The sequence below is a fragment of the Lentibacillus populi genome, assembly GCA_014642895.1.
Lineage (GTDB): Bacteria > Bacillota > Bacilli > Bacillales > Amphibacillaceae > Lentibacillus_C > Lentibacillus_C populi.
In genome coordinates this window covers 1-14,080 of sequence record BMJD01000068.1, presented here as the reverse complement: position 1 = coordinate 14,080, position 14,080 = coordinate 1, and the positions used below count along the sequence as shown (strand labels likewise).

Sequence of the window (14,080 nt, the reverse complement as noted above, 5' to 3'; positions counted from 1 at the left end):
GAAACATGCCCCTGCAAAAGGGGTATGCCGACGTTGGACGCAAAGTCCGTTCTTAGTCGGCCTTCCTCCTTCCCCGAACCGATGTTGACTTATCGTAGTGAAGGAGTGTGAAGTTTGCTAGGCTTTAGCGCTGGAGCTGGACATGGCCAACTCTGACGTAAGCAGAATAGATCCTAAATTTTTAAACTTTCTGTACTTACAAGAAAAAAAGTATTACCTTCCATGGTGGAACTAATAAATGCTGGGCGAACTGATCCAGAAATATCCAACGAAGCAATTCTTTTTTATATGCAAAATGATGATGTTACCATCTTTTTTCTCCCGTTAACAGAAGATATTACAAAGCTCTTTTTCTTTGACATTTTTGAGAACAAACAAAAATAAAATGAAACAATTATAATCCGTGATCGTATAGAAGGAAAAAAGGGAGTGACTAGAAATGGAAGAAGATAAAGGATGTATCAAATGTGGCAGCACAGATGCTGATAAAAAGGAGGTAGCAATGACCGGAACCGGGTTATCGAAAATGTTCGATGTGCAAAACAATCAGTTCATTGTCGTATACTGTAAAAATTGCGGGTACTCGGAATTTTACAACAAACGCAGCTCTGCGGGGAGTAATGTTTTTGACTTTTTCTTTGGCTGATCATATAAAAAAGGCTTTTACCACATTTAAGCGGTAAAAGCCTTTTTCTTTAAAATCCACCAAACATTCCGCCCATTCCATCAATTACAACGGAAAGGAAGGTTTTCGCGAATGATTGGATAAAGAATGAAAATAGTAAAAGGTTAATAAAGTAAATTCCCAGTAAAACATAAATACGGTCAAATCCCTTGGCTGGCTGCTCGTGTAAAATAATCGTCGGGATAATGAATATTAAACCAAACATGCTGATCATAATCAGGAATATTGACAAAGAAGTAAGTCCGATTAAAGCGAACAAAAATCCTGCAGCATACAATAGTAAAAAAGGAACTTGATAAGCACCGTACTTGCTAAGAACATCTGTAAAAGTCAATGCTTGAGCAGAAAACTTCACACCAGCAAATGTCAATGCCGCAACAACCAGGAACAGAATGATAAACTCAATTAATGGTAAAACAAAACTGTCAAAAAATGAGATCGATGGTTCTGATACTCCTCCGAAAAACCCGCTTGGAATAGATTCGCTAACCAAGCTGCTAAACGAGCTCATAAATAAATGAAGTCCTAACGCAATTAATAAAGAGAATATGACCATTGTTGCAATACTAGAGATTAAATCATTACTGTTTGCTTTTTTTGCTTCGCTTGGGCTTTTAAGCAGTGTAACAAAGAAATGACCAAAGTTTGAGCCTGCAGTTTTTAATTTTTCAACCGATTCGTTTGACTGCCGGGTTTGTTCCGTTTGCTCATGCTGAATGGTTGGCTGCACCTGTGGTGGTGTATTGATCGTTGGGTCTGCAGCTGCTGCATATTCGTCATTAGGCAGTTGCGCTCCGCAACTGGTACAAAACTTTCCCCCCTCTGTTTCTTGACCACAATTTGGACAATGCATAACATCACTTCCTTCATCATATTAACGGATAGTGGTCTGTGAATATGTTATCCGTCCTATATTAAGTATACTTTCGACAAACTTTTTGGAAATCCTCTTTCCATAAGGATTTTGTTTTATGCAGCATTAAATGTTTGATATGAAGGACAACTATAAACGAAAGTATACATTACACATTATAAATTATATCGGCAGATCATAAAAAAAGAAGGGGAAACTTCCCTTCTTTTAAAATTAATCATATAACTTATCAATATTTATTTGGGAAGATCGCTTCCGGAATTGGACTGCTCTTCTCGTTCTGTTAACGTTAGTTTAACTGTTTGCGGTTTGCCGTTCCGGTAAATTTCCAGTTGAATGGTTTCCCCGATTTTCGTTTCTGAGTACATGTATTTACGTAAGTCAAGAATAGAAGCTATTTCTTCATCATTTATTTTTGTTATAACATCAAATTGCTGTAATCCCGCTTTATCTGCAGGTGAGCCGGCTTCGACGTTCGCAATTACCATGCCGTGGTCAACTTTCTCCGGCAACTGAATGTTTTGCTGGTATTGCGGTGGTACTTGTTCTAGCGAAGCGGTGCTGATTCCAATAAATGGCCGGGCAATCTCGCCATCGGTTTCCAGCTGCTTCATAATTGATGAAGCTGAATCGATTGGAATGGCAAACCCGATTCCTTCGACAGCTTCTTGGGCGACTTTCATCGAATTAATACCAATAACTTCCCCGTCAGCATTGACTAATGCCCCGCCACTGTTTCCGGGGTTGATCGCTGCATCTGTTTGAATGACCTCCGTTACCCAATCAGGCTGTTTATCCCCGTTTGTATCTACCTTAACGTTACGTTGCAACCCGCTGATAATTCCCTTTGTAATCGATCCGGAAAATTCCATGCCAAGTGGATTTCCAATGGCGATTACGGTTTCACCGATTTCCAAATCTTTGGAGGAGCCTAATTTTGCTACCGTATCAATTTTACTGCCATCAATTTGCAATACTGCCAAATCGGTTAATTCGTCCGTTCCCAATACTTTCGCTTTGATATGGTCCTCATTATTCAGAACAACGTCAACCTCTTTGGCGCCATTGACAACATGATTGTTTGTAACAACATAGGCTTTCCCATTTTCTTTTTTATAAATAATCCCCGAACCGGAACCAACTTCCTGACTAGGCGCCCATACGCTTTGCTGTTGCTTGTTAACGACACCGACAACAGTTTTCGAAACTTCATTCATGTCGGCAGCAACATCAGCATCATCGGAAGCGATCGTATTGGATATTGCTGGCTCTGCTGGTTGATTATCTGCGCCAGCTGATCCGCTGTTATCTGTATTTCCGGTGGAATTCATTGGAATTATGTTCGTCAAAAATAAGGCTGCGACAATCACTGCCGAAATGACACCACCAATTATTCCGCTTAGTAGTGGGTGTGACGGTGATTTCTGTTTTTTGGATGAACCTTGTTTTGGCGGTTTTGTTAGGCCAGGACCTTTACCAGCCTGATCATGGTGAAATGGGCCTTGTTCCGTTTCAGATTGGTTGCTATTTTCCATTCCATTTGCCGGTTGCTGATTATGCCGTTGGTAATGATGTTCATCATTATATTCCATTTACATCACCTTCTTCATTATTATATTTCGATTTTATTGTATAAATTTCCTTTGGAAGGAATTCAGGATAATTGTAGAAAAAGTATGTAATTCCCTTTTCATTGTTCATATTCCCCATTTTGTGCAAAAATAAAAGTGTATAAACCAAACATTAAGGGGGTACTGTAGTTGAGTTATCATATTGGTGTAGTAGAAGATGATGCTAATATCCAAAATATTGTTTCCGCCTATTTGAAAAAAGAGGGCTTTACTGTAACGATTCACGATACTGCGGAAAACGCTTTGGAGTTATGGGAGACACAACCCCCGGATATGTGGATTTTGGATATTATGCTTCCGGGAATGGATGGGTATGACTTTTGCAAGCGAATTCGACAGGAAAGTGAAGTGCCAATCATTATTATCTCTGCCAAAGATGAAGAGGTTGATAAAATATTAGGAATTGAGCTTGGCGGTGACGATTATTTAACAAAACCTTTTAGCCCACGTGAATTAGTAGCGCGTGTTAAACGGTTGTTAAAACGGACCAATTTAACGATAGATGCAAATGATCCTGCGCAGGAAAAGGTAAAGGTCGATCAGTTATTAATTTATAAAGGGGATCGGCGTGTTTTTTGGAATGGTAAGGAACAAGACGTAACAACGAAGGAATTTGATATGCTCCTTTTGTTTGCAGAGAATGTGAACCGGGCTTTTTCCCGGGAAGAACTATTGGTGAAGGTATGGGGAGACGATTATTTTGGCAGTGATCGGGCTGTTGATGATTTAGTGAAACGAATTCGAAAAAAACTGGATGATATCCAATTGGAGACGGTGTGGGGCTACGGGTATCGTCTCCGTTCTGAAGAGGAATAGCTATGAAACTTCAACATCAGCTAAATGCAGCCTTTACGACATTGCTACTGGTGATTCTGACCGTAACCGGATTTGTTATTTATTCCTTAATACTTGATCTATTGGTACAGGATGAGCAACGGCAATTGAAGCAAAAAGGGGAGATCCTGGTCAGTATTCTAAATGAGGAGTACGGGGCACAGCAAAATGTTCAACAATTCAGTGACTTTTTACAGGATAAGGATTTGCAATTATTTCTCTATGACCGCAAATCGAATCGGGTCCTGGACTCCACATTGTCAAACAGGATTACAGCTGGACTTTTTTCGAATAATAATTTTGCCGATGATTCGAAACAGCTATGGGAATATGGCAATGATAAATATGTAACGTCAAGAATTTTATTTTACCCGCAAAGTACAGGACTTGAGCTTATATTATTAACGCCACTCAAAGATTTGCAGGCAGTACAGCATAATTACTTTCAACGGCTGCTGCTGGTGTTTGTAATTGGCGGGATTGCCGTTATTGTCTTAAGTTATTTTCTAACGAACAAACTCGTAACGCCATTAACCAAATTAAAATGGCAGCTGAAGAAAATTGAAAAGCGGCAATTCGATTCGTTAGAGCGCATTCAAGCTACAGGGGAAATAAAAGAGGTGGAAGAAAGTGTATTTGAGATGGCAGGCGAATTACAACGGTATATGAAATCACAGCAAGCGTTCTTTCAAAATGCCAGCCACGAACTAAAAACCCCGCTGATGACGATACAAGGTTATGCTGAAGGGATTCGGGATCGTATTTTTGCTGAACAAGATGAGGAAAAAGGCTTGGAAGTGATGGTGAACGAGGTAAAGCGGCTGAAGAAAATTATTAATGAAATGATTTTATTAGCTAAATTGGATAGTGAACAGGAAGTGTACCAACCGGAAGAGCTCGCTGTTACAGAATTAATTGATCAGGTTCTCGATCGCGCGTTACCACTAGTAAATGAAAAGGGGATCACGATTCAGCATAATGTAGAAGCCGGAGCTACCATTTACGCCGATCAGGAAAAACTGCTCCGGGCACTATTAAATATTACGTTTAACGGGGTTCGTCATGCAACATCCCGAGTAGCTATTGATGCCAAAAAAGAAGCAGGCAAAACGATTATTTCCGTTAGGGATGATGGTGCAGGTATACCAGAAAATTTAATTCCACATATTTTCCACCGGTTTGTCAAAGGTAAGAATGGGGAAACGGGTTTAGGACTTGCTATCGCCCGCGCAATTGTTGAACAATCGGGCGGAAGTATTAAGGTAGAAAAGTCGGATTTGGGTGGAGCTAAATTTGTTCTGCAATTTGAATCATAACGCTCAAAAGAAAAATAAATTTTTATATTTGGGCATTTTATGGTATAATTGTATGGTTTGATTCATCCCATCTTTATGGAAAGTAAAATCCCTGTTTTAAACTAGAGGGAAAAAGCGAGGATCAACCGTCCGTAAAGGCACGATCATAGGAACAAAGACGAAGAACGTCACTTCCTGTGACAACGTCTTTGTAAACCACATTGTGTGGGCCCCAACTAATAATTAGTGGGGAAGAACCCCTCAATGAATGAAGTTTCACTTTACCCGTAACGAAAGAGGAGCGTACTTTTATGCAATTAAGAGAAGATATACGGAACATCGCGATTATTGCCCATGTTGACCATGGCAAAACAACACTTGTAGATCAGCTGTTAAAATACTCGGGCACTTTTCGTGAAAATGAGCATGTTGATGAACGTGCAATGGATTCAAATGATATTGAGCGTGAGCGCGGAATTACGATTCTGGCGAAGAACACGGCGATTAAATATAAAGATACAGCAATTAATATTTTAGACACACCTGGTCACGCGGACTTTGGTGGAGAAGTTGAACGGATTATGAAAATGGTTGATGGTGTCTTGCTGGTCGTAGATGCCTATGAAGGCTGCATGCCGCAGACCAGATTCGTGCTGAAAAAAGCATTGGAACAAAAACTGACACCAGTCGTTGTTTTAAATAAAATTGACCGTCCGAATGCCCGTCCAGATGAAGTGATTGATGAGGTGTTGGATCTATTTATTGAGCTTGGTGCCGATGATGAACAATTGGAATTCCCAGTCGTATATGCATCAGCTTTAAATGGTACATCTGGAGAAGAGCCGGATAATCAGCAGGAAACAATGGATCCTGTTTTTAAGACTATTTTGCAACATATTCCAGCACCGGTGGATAATGCTGACGAACCTTTACAATTTCAAGTAACATTGCTTGATTATAACGACTATGTTGGCCGAATTGGAATTGGCCGGATATTTCGTGGGAAAATCAAGGTCGGACAACAAGTCGTCGTACTGAAAAAAGACGGCACGACCAAATCGTTCCGTATTAGCAAACTGTTTGGCTTTATTGGCCTTAAACGGATGGAGATACAAGAAGCAAAGGCTGGAGATATCATCGCAGTTGCTGGCATGGAAGATATTAATGTCGGAGAAACGATTTGCCCGCAAGACCATCCAGAAGCATTGCCAACGCTCCGGATCGATGAACCAACTTTGCAAATGACCTTTCTCGTAAACAATAGTCCATTTGCCGGAAAAGAAGGGAAATATATAACGTCAAGACGAATTGAAGAGCGGTTAATGAAGCAATTGGAAACTGATGTAAGTCTTCGAGTGGATCCAACCGAGTCACCTGACGCATGGGTTGTCTCTGGACGTGGGGAATTACACTTGTCGATTCTAATTGAAAATATGCGGCGCGAAGGCTATGAATTGCAGCTTTCCAAACCGAAAGTGATTATCAAGGAAATTGATGGGGTGAAGTGTGAACCTGTCGAACGTGTTCAAGTGGACATTCCGGAAGAATATACAGGCGGTGTAATGGAATCATTAGGTGCCCGTAAAGGTGAAATGCTTGATATGGTCAATCATGGTAATGGCCAAGTTCGAATCGAATTTAAAGTACCATCACGCGGGTTGCTTGGCTATACGACAGAATTCATGTCGCAAACGCACGGGTATGGCATTTTAAACCATACATTTGATTCGTACGAGCCACTCTATAAAGGTCATGTTGGAGGACGGCGTGAAGGTGTTCTCGTCGGAATGGAAAATGGAAAAGCGACCACATACGGGATCATGCAGCTTGAAGACCGTGGTGTAATATTTGTCGAACCTGGAACAGAGATTTATGCTGGCATGATTGTTGGTGAACATAACCGCGAGAATGACTTAACGGTTAATATCACGAAAGAAAAGCATCTGACGAATGTTCGCTCAGCAACGAAAGACCAAACGGCAACTATCCGAAAAACAAGAAGCATGTCACTTGAGGAAGCAATTGAATACCTAAACGACGATGAATATTGTGAAGTAACACCAGAGTCCGTTCGCTTACGCAAAAAAATATTAAACAAAAATGAACGGGAAAAAGCAGCAAAAAGAACTAAATTAGGGTGAGGTTTAAATCAAATCCGGTACAGGCATTGAATACGCCTGTACCGGATTTTTTAGTTAATTTTGGTTCTTTTCTCTTTTCTCATTCGGAATGTACTTTGTGAAATAGGCTGCGAAAATCAGACAGACGAACGATAACCCCCATGAGGCAATCCCGCTCCATTGATAGTCAAATCGCAGACCAATAATTAGAATTATTGCACTAAGAATAAGAAACATGGTAGATAAGTACCGTTTCATTTGTAACACCTCGGTTTGAAAAGCCCTCAATCGGTACAAAAATTAAAGGGTGAAACTAGGATAATATTTATAGTTATAACATAGGCTTTTCGCTTTTACAATGAGATTATCCTATTGGCCGGCAACATCCCGTTTTGTGAAGAACAGCCATGACACAGCGAGAAAAATTACATAATAAACGGCTAAAACAGTAATCGAAAAACCTAATGTCATACCCTCTATCAATGGTTCACCATATGCATATTGCCTTAGATCCGTGTTAGCAAATAAAATATATTTTGCAAAGGCCTTATCCGAAAAATAGCTAACAATGGAACTTCCGGCAAACATAAGGAAGATCGCCAGACCAATGGCAAGGGAACTTTGGCGGAATATTGACGAAATCATAAATGCGAATGTCGCCATCATTAACAATGTAACAAGCTGATAGCCATAGCCTTCTACAATTTGTTTCATAGGCGTACTATGACCAAAGCTACCGTCCATCTGATATTGTACAATTTGCTGGTCGAATCCGTTTACGCCGAAGAAAATGGCACCAACAATCCAGGAAAACAGTAATACCGCTAAAAGGCTAAAGAGCGCAAACAACAAGGTTGAAACATATTTAGAAAGTAATATCTTCGTGCGTGATATCGGTCTGATAAGCAGTAATTTGATTGTTCCCCATTTAAATTCATTGGCAATAATTCCTGCAGCCACGATAATTGTAAATAAGGTTACTAATGACAACAGCATTTGATTTTCTGCGACAAATTGCCATGCATCGTATTTTGCAGGCTGGATATCATGTTCCAGATAATAGTTGTTCTTTGCAATCTGATCAGAATTGAACCCTTCCATTCCTTCTTCTTTTTCCATTTCTTCCGTTAGTGAGGCATTTTCTTCCTGCAGTACTTCACGCCAGTCATTACCTTGATAATCCTCGTTCAGATCGCCAAATGAATTTGCCATAACGGCTAATCCAACAATGATTGCAGCCATTAATAGGTACATAACCCATGTAGATTTACGGATATAAATTTTTATTTGCTCATTATATAAAAGTTTCATAAAGCTACTCAATCGTATTCTCTCCAATCAAATCGAAAAATTTATCTTCCAGCGATGCCTTTGCAGCACCAACTTGATAGATAGATATATCATGCTTTGCCAGTGTTTGGATCAGCCTTGGAATGTCCTCTTTTTCGCTATGTAACAACAGCACCCCATCCTTGATTGCTGCCTCCACATTGTGTTCTGTACGTAAGAGCTCTTTTGCCTTTTCTAATGGTGTTACCTCCATTTGTACTTGTAGAGCCTGCTTCTCGGAAGGTGTGTCATGTAAATTCTGGGTGGAAATTAATTCGCCATTTTTAATGATACCGATACGGTCACACATTAGTTCAATTTCTGACAAAAGGTGGCTGGAAATGATAACCGCAACATTCTCCTGTTCTGCAAGGCTTCTAATATATGTACGAATCTCCCTGATACCGGCTGGATCCAATCCATTTGTAGGTTCATCAAGTATTAGTATCGATGGTTTATGCAATAATGCTTGGGCAATCCCCAAACGCTGACGCATCCCTAATGAATACTTGCCAACCTTATAGTTGATTGCTTTTTCCAGTCCGACAAGCGTGATGACTTCATTGATTCTTTCCTTGGTAACACCTGGAACCATACGAGCATAATGTCGCAGATTCTGCATCCCGCTCATAAACGGATACATTTCCGGGTTTTCGACAATCGCCCCGATTTCTTGAGCGGCTTGTTTATAGTCGCTTTTAATGCTCTTCCCCAAAATCCGGATATCCCCGCTGGTAATGTTCATTAACCCGACCATCATTCGGATCGTTGTTGTTTTACCAGCACCGTTGGGACCGATAAAGCCAAACACTTCACCAGGGTTAATGGAGAACGATAAGTCTTTGATAATTTGTTTGTTGCTGATTGTTTTGTTAACATCAAGTAACTGCATTGCTGGTTCTGCCATTTCTTCTTACCTCCATATCTTTTCTTTCCTTGTTTATACGATAACTGGCTAAAAAGGTTTCATTCGCCTGCAAATTCCATGTGAAAAACCCCTTGCTTTTTGTCGGAAAAGCAAGGGGTAAAAAATACCTTCTATTTCATTAATTTGGGATTCGCCCGTTTCGCTTCTTTCACTCTGGGTTTCCGATACCCACCGGCAATATCAGCTTGCTTAAAATCCTTTGTATAATGTACTTCCTGTGCATCGGAAAGCTGTTTGTTTTTCGTCGGCTGATACTGTGTATTTTGCATTGTTAACTATCCTTTCTCTTGAATTGTAGTGTTCAATTAAATGTATTCCCGATTTTGCCAAGCTAAAACTTTACGTTCGTTCCAGTGTGGATCCTGCAATGTAAAATATCGTTTGCTCTTATTTTTTAGTGAAACTCACCTTTGCTTGAGTATAGGCAGCAAGGGGTATAGAACGGTATAAAATATCTTTGATGGAGGTTTGCTCGGTGAGAAAGGAAAAAATATGGATTAATGTCCGGGACAGTTTTTGGTTTTTACCTGCCATTTACGGAGTTATGTCAATTGTTTTAGTGGTTGTTGTGAACAGTGCAGATTCATGGATTTTGTCGCACTTAAAGGAACAACTTCCCAATATAGCATTAACCAGCAGTAACGTGGCAAAGGAACTATATGCTTCACTGGTCACTGCCATTTTAACGATGACAACGATCAGTTTTTCGGTAATTATGGTTGTGTTAACCACCTATACAACACAGTTTTCGCCCCGGACACTGCAGGATTTTATGCGAAGCAGCACAACCCAGCATGTGCTCGGAATGTATTGCTTCGGATTCGTGTTTGCCTTGCTGCATCTGCTTCTCGTTGGAAAAGGCAGCATTGTGATAGGGCCAATATTGATGGGAATTATTGCAATTATGGTTCTGGGTTTTTTTGTTTACTTTATTCATCATTCCGCGAGATGGATTCAAGTGAATAATTTGATTTCAAAAATTCGGATCGATGGTTCAAATGTGATTAAGCATGCTTATCAGCAGCAGGATTATTTGGAATATGAAGAATGGAATGAAGGGGAAGTTCGGTATTTGCAGACACAGACTAAACGGCACGTCTGTGCTTCTAAATCGGGGTATGTACAGGAAATTGATTGGAAAGGGCTGGTTAATTGGGCAAAGCATGAGAATTGTATTGTCCATTTACATGTGCAAATTGGGGATTTTGTCTTAATGGATTCGCCCGTTATCAGTGGAATCAATTTAGACCAGTGGAAAAAATTGGACGACATTCAGCGATACTTAATTATTGGCAATGAACGAACCGATCTTCAAGATGTTGAGTTTTCACTGCAAAAATTGGTGGAAATCGCATTACGGGCTATTTCCCCGGCCATAAATGATCCACACACAGCGATTAACTGTATTAACCGGATAGGAGCCTTGTTGAGTGAGGTCAGTACCAATTATAAGGAAATTTATTATTTGGCAGATAAAGCGGGGAATTTGCGTGTGATTAATGAACCGAAGAAATATGAGGATTATTTATATAAAAGCTTTTATCAAATCCGCCACTACGGGAAAGACGATGTTTCTGTGCTGTACGGTTTGATTGAAGTGTTATATAAAATTGCATTCGTCAGTAACAAAAAAATTAAACAAAAGATATGGCGATTTCATTATTATATTGTTGATGTAATTGAATGGGATACACTATCGGAATTGGATCGACAGCATTTGCAATCAATTTACCGTAAATTCAGATCGTGCTACGGTGAATAATAGGATTTCAAGTTGATGTCGTCTTTTGTCATTCATATGTTATGATGAAGAAAAAGCCCTAAGGAGAAAGTTTGGATGAAAAGAGGAAAATTAGCCACCGTCTTTGTACTGGTTATTATTTTTTTGCTAGCTGCTTGTGCTAATGATAAAAAAGTAGATATAACGACGGAAAAGCAACGTGATAAGGAAGTAACAAAACCTGTAGAACCAAAGGAAACGGTGAAGCAAATTACACTTTCGGCGATTGGTGACATATTGATTCATGATAGAGTATATAATGATGCAGCGGTGGAGGATGGGTACGATTTCCTGCCAATGCTTAGGAAGGTCAACCCTTTTTTAAGTGATACAACCATTACGATCGCGAATCAGGAAACGATGATCGGCGGGGAAGAGATTGGGTTATCCTCGTATCCCGCGTTTAATAGTCCAGTTGAGGTTGGCTATGCATTAAAAGATGCTGGAGTCGATGTTGTCTCAATCGCTAATAACCATACGTTGGATCGTGGCGAAAAAGCAATCCAGCAGGCGATTAAGAACTGGGAAACAATTGATATGATGTACACGGGAGCATATAAAGATAAGAGAGATAGTGAAAATATCCGAATCTATCAAACCGATGCGGGGATATCGGTCGCTTTTCTAGCTTATACGTACGGGACAAACGGGATTCCTGTTCCGGACGGGAAGGATTATTTGGTAAATTTAATTGAAAAAGAAGTCATGGCTGGTGCAATTAAAGAGGCGAAGAAGAAAGCAGACGTGACGGTACTAAGCCTTCATTTCGGCGACGAATATGAGCGCATGCCGAATGATACTCAAAAGGATCTTGCACAATTTGCCGCCGATAACGGTGTCGATGTTGTCTTGGGGCACCATCCGCATGTCCTGCAGCCGCTGCAATGGGTTAAAGGAAAAAAGGGAAATAAAACTCTTGTCGCGTATTCACTAGGAAATTTTTTATCAGGGCAGGATGAATTTTACAATCGAATCGGCGGGATTTTGAAATTCACAATTAAACAGACCACTAAAGAGGATGGGAAAAAGGAAATAGAGGTAGTCGCTCCGAAATTCATGCCGACATTTGTAACATTTCACGATGAAACAGATTACAGGGTAGTCCCTATGTATCAACTTACCAATGGGGAATTGAAGGATGCGGATAAACATTATCAGGAGATACGGGAGCACATGTCACAGTGGATGCCAGGGCTTGAGTTTGTAGAAGAGTGAGAAGGGATATATTTTGGGGGAGAGGAAAAGTGATGATTCCAATAATTTTTACCATATTAACAGTCGTTGGTCTAATCGTTTCTACATTTGTACTAGCCCAGAAAAGAAAGCGGAAAGGTATAACAGGCATAAAAAGTGCATTATCATCTATTTGCCTTTTCCTGGTTGCAATAACGAACCTTTTGGCATATTGGCTGAACTTTTCAGGAATCGTCAGTTGGGGATTACAATCGCCCTTTTAATGCTAGGAGCTTATTATACAAAGTATCTTCCTTCACCTGAAAAACAATCATATAGCTAAGAAGAGGGAGCTGAAGTAATGAACGAAGAATACTTTGTTGGCTGGGGTACGTTATCTTTGATTAATGCAGGTATCGCCCAGGGAAAGAATAGAAGTGGATTAAACTGGTTTCTTGTCTCTTTGTTGCTTGGACCGGTTGCTACATTAATTTTGCTCATGGTTGAGAAAAGGTCAGATCAAGATGATTAATGGATTGGCATATAATGGGGAAGGGAGAGATTTTTAATGAATGATGATAAGGAATGTACAAAATGTGTCGGAAGGGAATTTGGAACAGGTAAACAGGCTGGTTATGCCAAAATGAACTCTGACCGTTTCAATTTGGGTTCGAATATTTTACATACGATTTGTACGAATTGCGGATTTATAGTGGAGAGTTATGCAGAGAAACCGAAAAACTTTAAATAGAAGGATAGGTAAAAGAATGCGGTATTATAGTGTACGAATGAAAAAGAGGCACGTGTTTACGAAGTAGGTTGATATTCGAAACGGTTGATTATTCATTAAAAGATAGATTTTTCAGTGTTTTCTTGGCAGATAAGAAAGTATAGACTTTCTTATCTTGCATAAGTGCAACCAAGGCATTCGCCCAAAGGCTTGGCGAATGCCAAGTTTTCTAAAATAAACTATTGTATAGTAGAGGCAGACAGTGAAGCAGGGTGAGGCGCACATCCCTTAACAGATGGGAGGTGCTGGCAGTACATCCCCAGGAAAGAAAGGGGGTGGATGCCTGTGATATCAATTGAGAAAACACGGGAGTTGATGATTTTATTCGCAACTCTTGCTGTCTTGATTGTGAGCAGCCATGAAAAAAGTAATCACCCTGTAGACTCTAATCAAGGGGTAATTACTTTTTCACCCAATAAAAGTCGCCACATCCTGTGGTAACTGTTTAGAGTCGTAAGTAGCAGCTTACGGCTCGTTTTTATTATTATCTTCTATTTTTATTATATGCAATATCAATTAAAAATACAACCTTTGAGAATTTAGTGTATGTGTCAAGTTTTTCTCGACGTTGCTTTCATACCAATATTTCAGGCGCTCCCATTTTGTACACCTTGTTCGGCTACCGCGCTGTCGCTTGCTGG

At 40.0% G+C, this 14,080-nt stretch carries 15 protein-coding genes; 9 read left to right on the top strand and 6 right to left on the bottom strand.

Annotated features, from left to right (window positions below; translation table 11 throughout):
* Positions 1–439 precede the first annotated feature (439 nt).
* Positions 440–646 (top strand): zinc ribbon domain-containing protein, encoded by a 207-nt coding sequence (locus IEX12_RS21810; RefSeq protein WP_102415920.1) that lies wholly within the window; start codon positions 440–442, stop codon positions 644–646.
* 49 nt (positions 647–695) lie between these two features.
* Here the strand turns inward: IEX12_RS21810 and IEX12_RS21805 are convergent, their stop codons facing one another.
* Complete coding sequence (locus IEX12_RS21805) at positions 696–1,538, bottom strand: zinc ribbon domain-containing protein (protein WP_102415919.1); 843 nt, start codon at positions 1,536–1,538, stop codon at positions 696–698.
* A gap of 257 nt (positions 1,539–1,795) precedes the next feature.
* Positions 1,796–3,151, bottom strand: a complete 1,356-nt coding sequence (locus tag IEX12_RS21800) for a S1C family serine protease (protein ID WP_286171337.1) — start codon at positions 3,149–3,151, stop codon at positions 1,796–1,798.
* Between the two features lie 168 nt (positions 3,152–3,319).
* Between IEX12_RS21800 and IEX12_RS21795 the strand changes: the two genes are divergently transcribed.
* The 3 genes from IEX12_RS21795 (at position 3,320) to typA (ending at position 7,460) form a co-directional block, all read left to right on the top strand.
* The gene (locus tag IEX12_RS21795) at positions 3,320–4,006 is read left to right on the top strand and encodes a response regulator transcription factor (RefSeq protein ID WP_188725897.1); all 687 of its coding nucleotides are present in this window, start codon (positions 3,320–3,322) and stop codon (positions 4,004–4,006) included.
* A gap of 2 nt (positions 4,007–4,008) precedes the next feature.
* The gene (locus IEX12_RS21790; protein WP_188725896.1) at positions 4,009–5,340 is read left to right on the top strand and encodes a sensor histidine kinase; all 1,332 of its coding nucleotides are present in this window, start codon (positions 4,009–4,011) and stop codon (positions 5,338–5,340) included.
* 290 nt (positions 5,341–5,630) lie between these two features.
* Positions 5,631–7,460 carry a translational GTPase TypA gene (gene typA, locus IEX12_RS21785; protein ID WP_088051077.1) on the top strand — a complete coding sequence of 610 codons (1,830 nt, stop codon included), beginning with the start codon at positions 5,631–5,633 and terminating at the stop codon, positions 7,458–7,460.
* Positions 7,461–7,514: 54 nt separating this feature from the next.
* On the opposite strand, the gene IEX12_RS21780 is transcribed toward typA, so the two are convergent.
* The 4 genes from IEX12_RS21780 to IEX12_RS21765 all read right to left on the bottom strand — a co-directional run bounded on the left by IEX12_RS21780 (position 7,515) and on the right by IEX12_RS21765 (position 9,965).
* Entirely contained in the window at positions 7,515–7,697 is a 183-nt protein-coding gene (locus IEX12_RS21780) for a hypothetical protein (RefSeq protein WP_102415916.1), read from the bottom strand.
* A gap of 111 nt (positions 7,698–7,808) precedes the next feature.
* The gene (locus IEX12_RS21775) at positions 7,809–8,762 is read right to left on the bottom strand and encodes an ABC transporter permease (protein ID WP_102415915.1); all 954 of its coding nucleotides are present in this window, start codon (positions 8,760–8,762) and stop codon (positions 7,809–7,811) included.
* Complete coding sequence (locus tag IEX12_RS21770; RefSeq protein ID WP_155554600.1) at positions 8,755–9,675, bottom strand: ABC transporter ATP-binding protein; 921 nt, start codon at positions 9,673–9,675, stop codon at positions 8,755–8,757. Before IEX12_RS21770 ends, IEX12_RS21775 begins: the two co-directional genes overlap by 8 nt.
* A 131-nt stretch (positions 9,676–9,806) precedes the next feature.
* The gene (locus IEX12_RS21765; protein ID WP_102415913.1) at positions 9,807–9,965 is read right to left on the bottom strand and encodes a YfhE family protein; all 159 of its coding nucleotides are present in this window, start codon (positions 9,963–9,965) and stop codon (positions 9,807–9,809) included.
* 206 nt (positions 9,966–10,171) lie between these two features.
* Between IEX12_RS21765 and IEX12_RS21760 the strand changes: the two genes are divergently transcribed.
* The 5 genes from IEX12_RS21760 to IEX12_RS21740 all read left to right on the top strand — a co-directional run bounded on the left by IEX12_RS21760 (position 10,172) and on the right by IEX12_RS21740 (position 13,400).
* On the top strand, positions 10,172–11,458 hold the full coding sequence (locus IEX12_RS21760; RefSeq protein ID WP_102415912.1) for a DUF2254 domain-containing protein: 1,287 nt from the start codon (positions 10,172–10,174) through the stop codon (positions 11,456–11,458).
* Positions 11,459–11,533: 75 nt separating this feature from the next.
* Positions 11,534–12,691: a CapA family protein gene (locus IEX12_RS21755; protein WP_088051071.1), complete on the top strand. Its 1,158-nt coding sequence runs from the start codon at positions 11,534–11,536 to the stop codon at positions 12,689–12,691.
* Positions 12,692–12,723: 32 nt separating this feature from the next.
* The gene (locus IEX12_RS21750) at positions 12,724–12,933 is read left to right on the top strand and encodes a hypothetical protein (RefSeq protein ID WP_230856066.1); all 210 of its coding nucleotides are present in this window, start codon (positions 12,724–12,726) and stop codon (positions 12,931–12,933) included.
* A 77-nt stretch (positions 12,934–13,010) separates the two neighbouring features.
* Positions 13,011–13,181: a hypothetical protein gene (locus IEX12_RS21745; RefSeq protein WP_188725895.1), complete on the top strand. Its 171-nt coding sequence runs from the start codon at positions 13,011–13,013 to the stop codon at positions 13,179–13,181.
* Positions 13,182–13,217: 36 nt separating this feature from the next.
* Entirely contained in the window at positions 13,218–13,400 is a 183-nt protein-coding gene (locus IEX12_RS21740) for a transcription initiation factor TFIIIB (RefSeq protein ID WP_088051070.1), read from the top strand.
* Positions 13,401–14,080: the final 680 nt, after the last annotated feature.

Coding starts and splice junctions, on each gene's coding strand:
- IEX12_RS21810 (WP_102415920.1), top strand. CDS start 440: ATGGAAGAAGATAAAGGATGTATCAAATGTGGCAGCACAGATGCTGAT.
- IEX12_RS21805 (WP_102415919.1), bottom strand. CDS start 1,538: ATGCATTGTCCAAATTGTGGTCAAGAAACAGAGGGGGGAAAGTTTTGT.
- IEX12_RS21800 (WP_286171337.1), bottom strand. CDS start 3,151: ATGGAATATAATGATGAACATCATTACCAACGGCATAATCAGCAACCG.
- IEX12_RS21790 (WP_188725896.1), top strand. CDS start 4,009: ATGAAACTTCAACATCAGCTAAATGCAGCCTTTACGACATTGCTACTG.
- typA (WP_088051077.1), top strand. CDS start 5,631: ATGCAATTAAGAGAAGATATACGGAACATCGCGATTATTGCCCATGTT.
- IEX12_RS21780 (WP_102415916.1), bottom strand. CDS start 7,697: ATGAAACGGTACTTATCTACCATGTTTCTTATTCTTAGTGCAATAATT.
- IEX12_RS21770 (WP_155554600.1), bottom strand. CDS start 9,675: ATGGCAGAACCAGCAATGCAGTTACTTGATGTTAACAAAACAATCAGC.
- IEX12_RS21765 (WP_102415913.1), bottom strand. CDS start 9,965: ATGCAAAATACACAGTATCAGCCGACGAAAAACAAACAGCTTTCCGAT.
- IEX12_RS21755 (WP_088051071.1), top strand. CDS start 11,534: ATGAAAAGAGGAAAATTAGCCACCGTCTTTGTACTGGTTATTATTTTT.
- IEX12_RS21750 (WP_230856066.1), top strand. CDS start 12,724: ATGATTCCAATAATTTTTACCATATTAACAGTCGTTGGTCTAATCGTT.
- IEX12_RS21745 (WP_188725895.1), top strand. CDS start 13,011: ATGAACGAAGAATACTTTGTTGGCTGGGGTACGTTATCTTTGATTAAT.
- IEX12_RS21740 (WP_088051070.1), top strand. CDS start 13,218: ATGAATGATGATAAGGAATGTACAAAATGTGTCGGAAGGGAATTTGGA.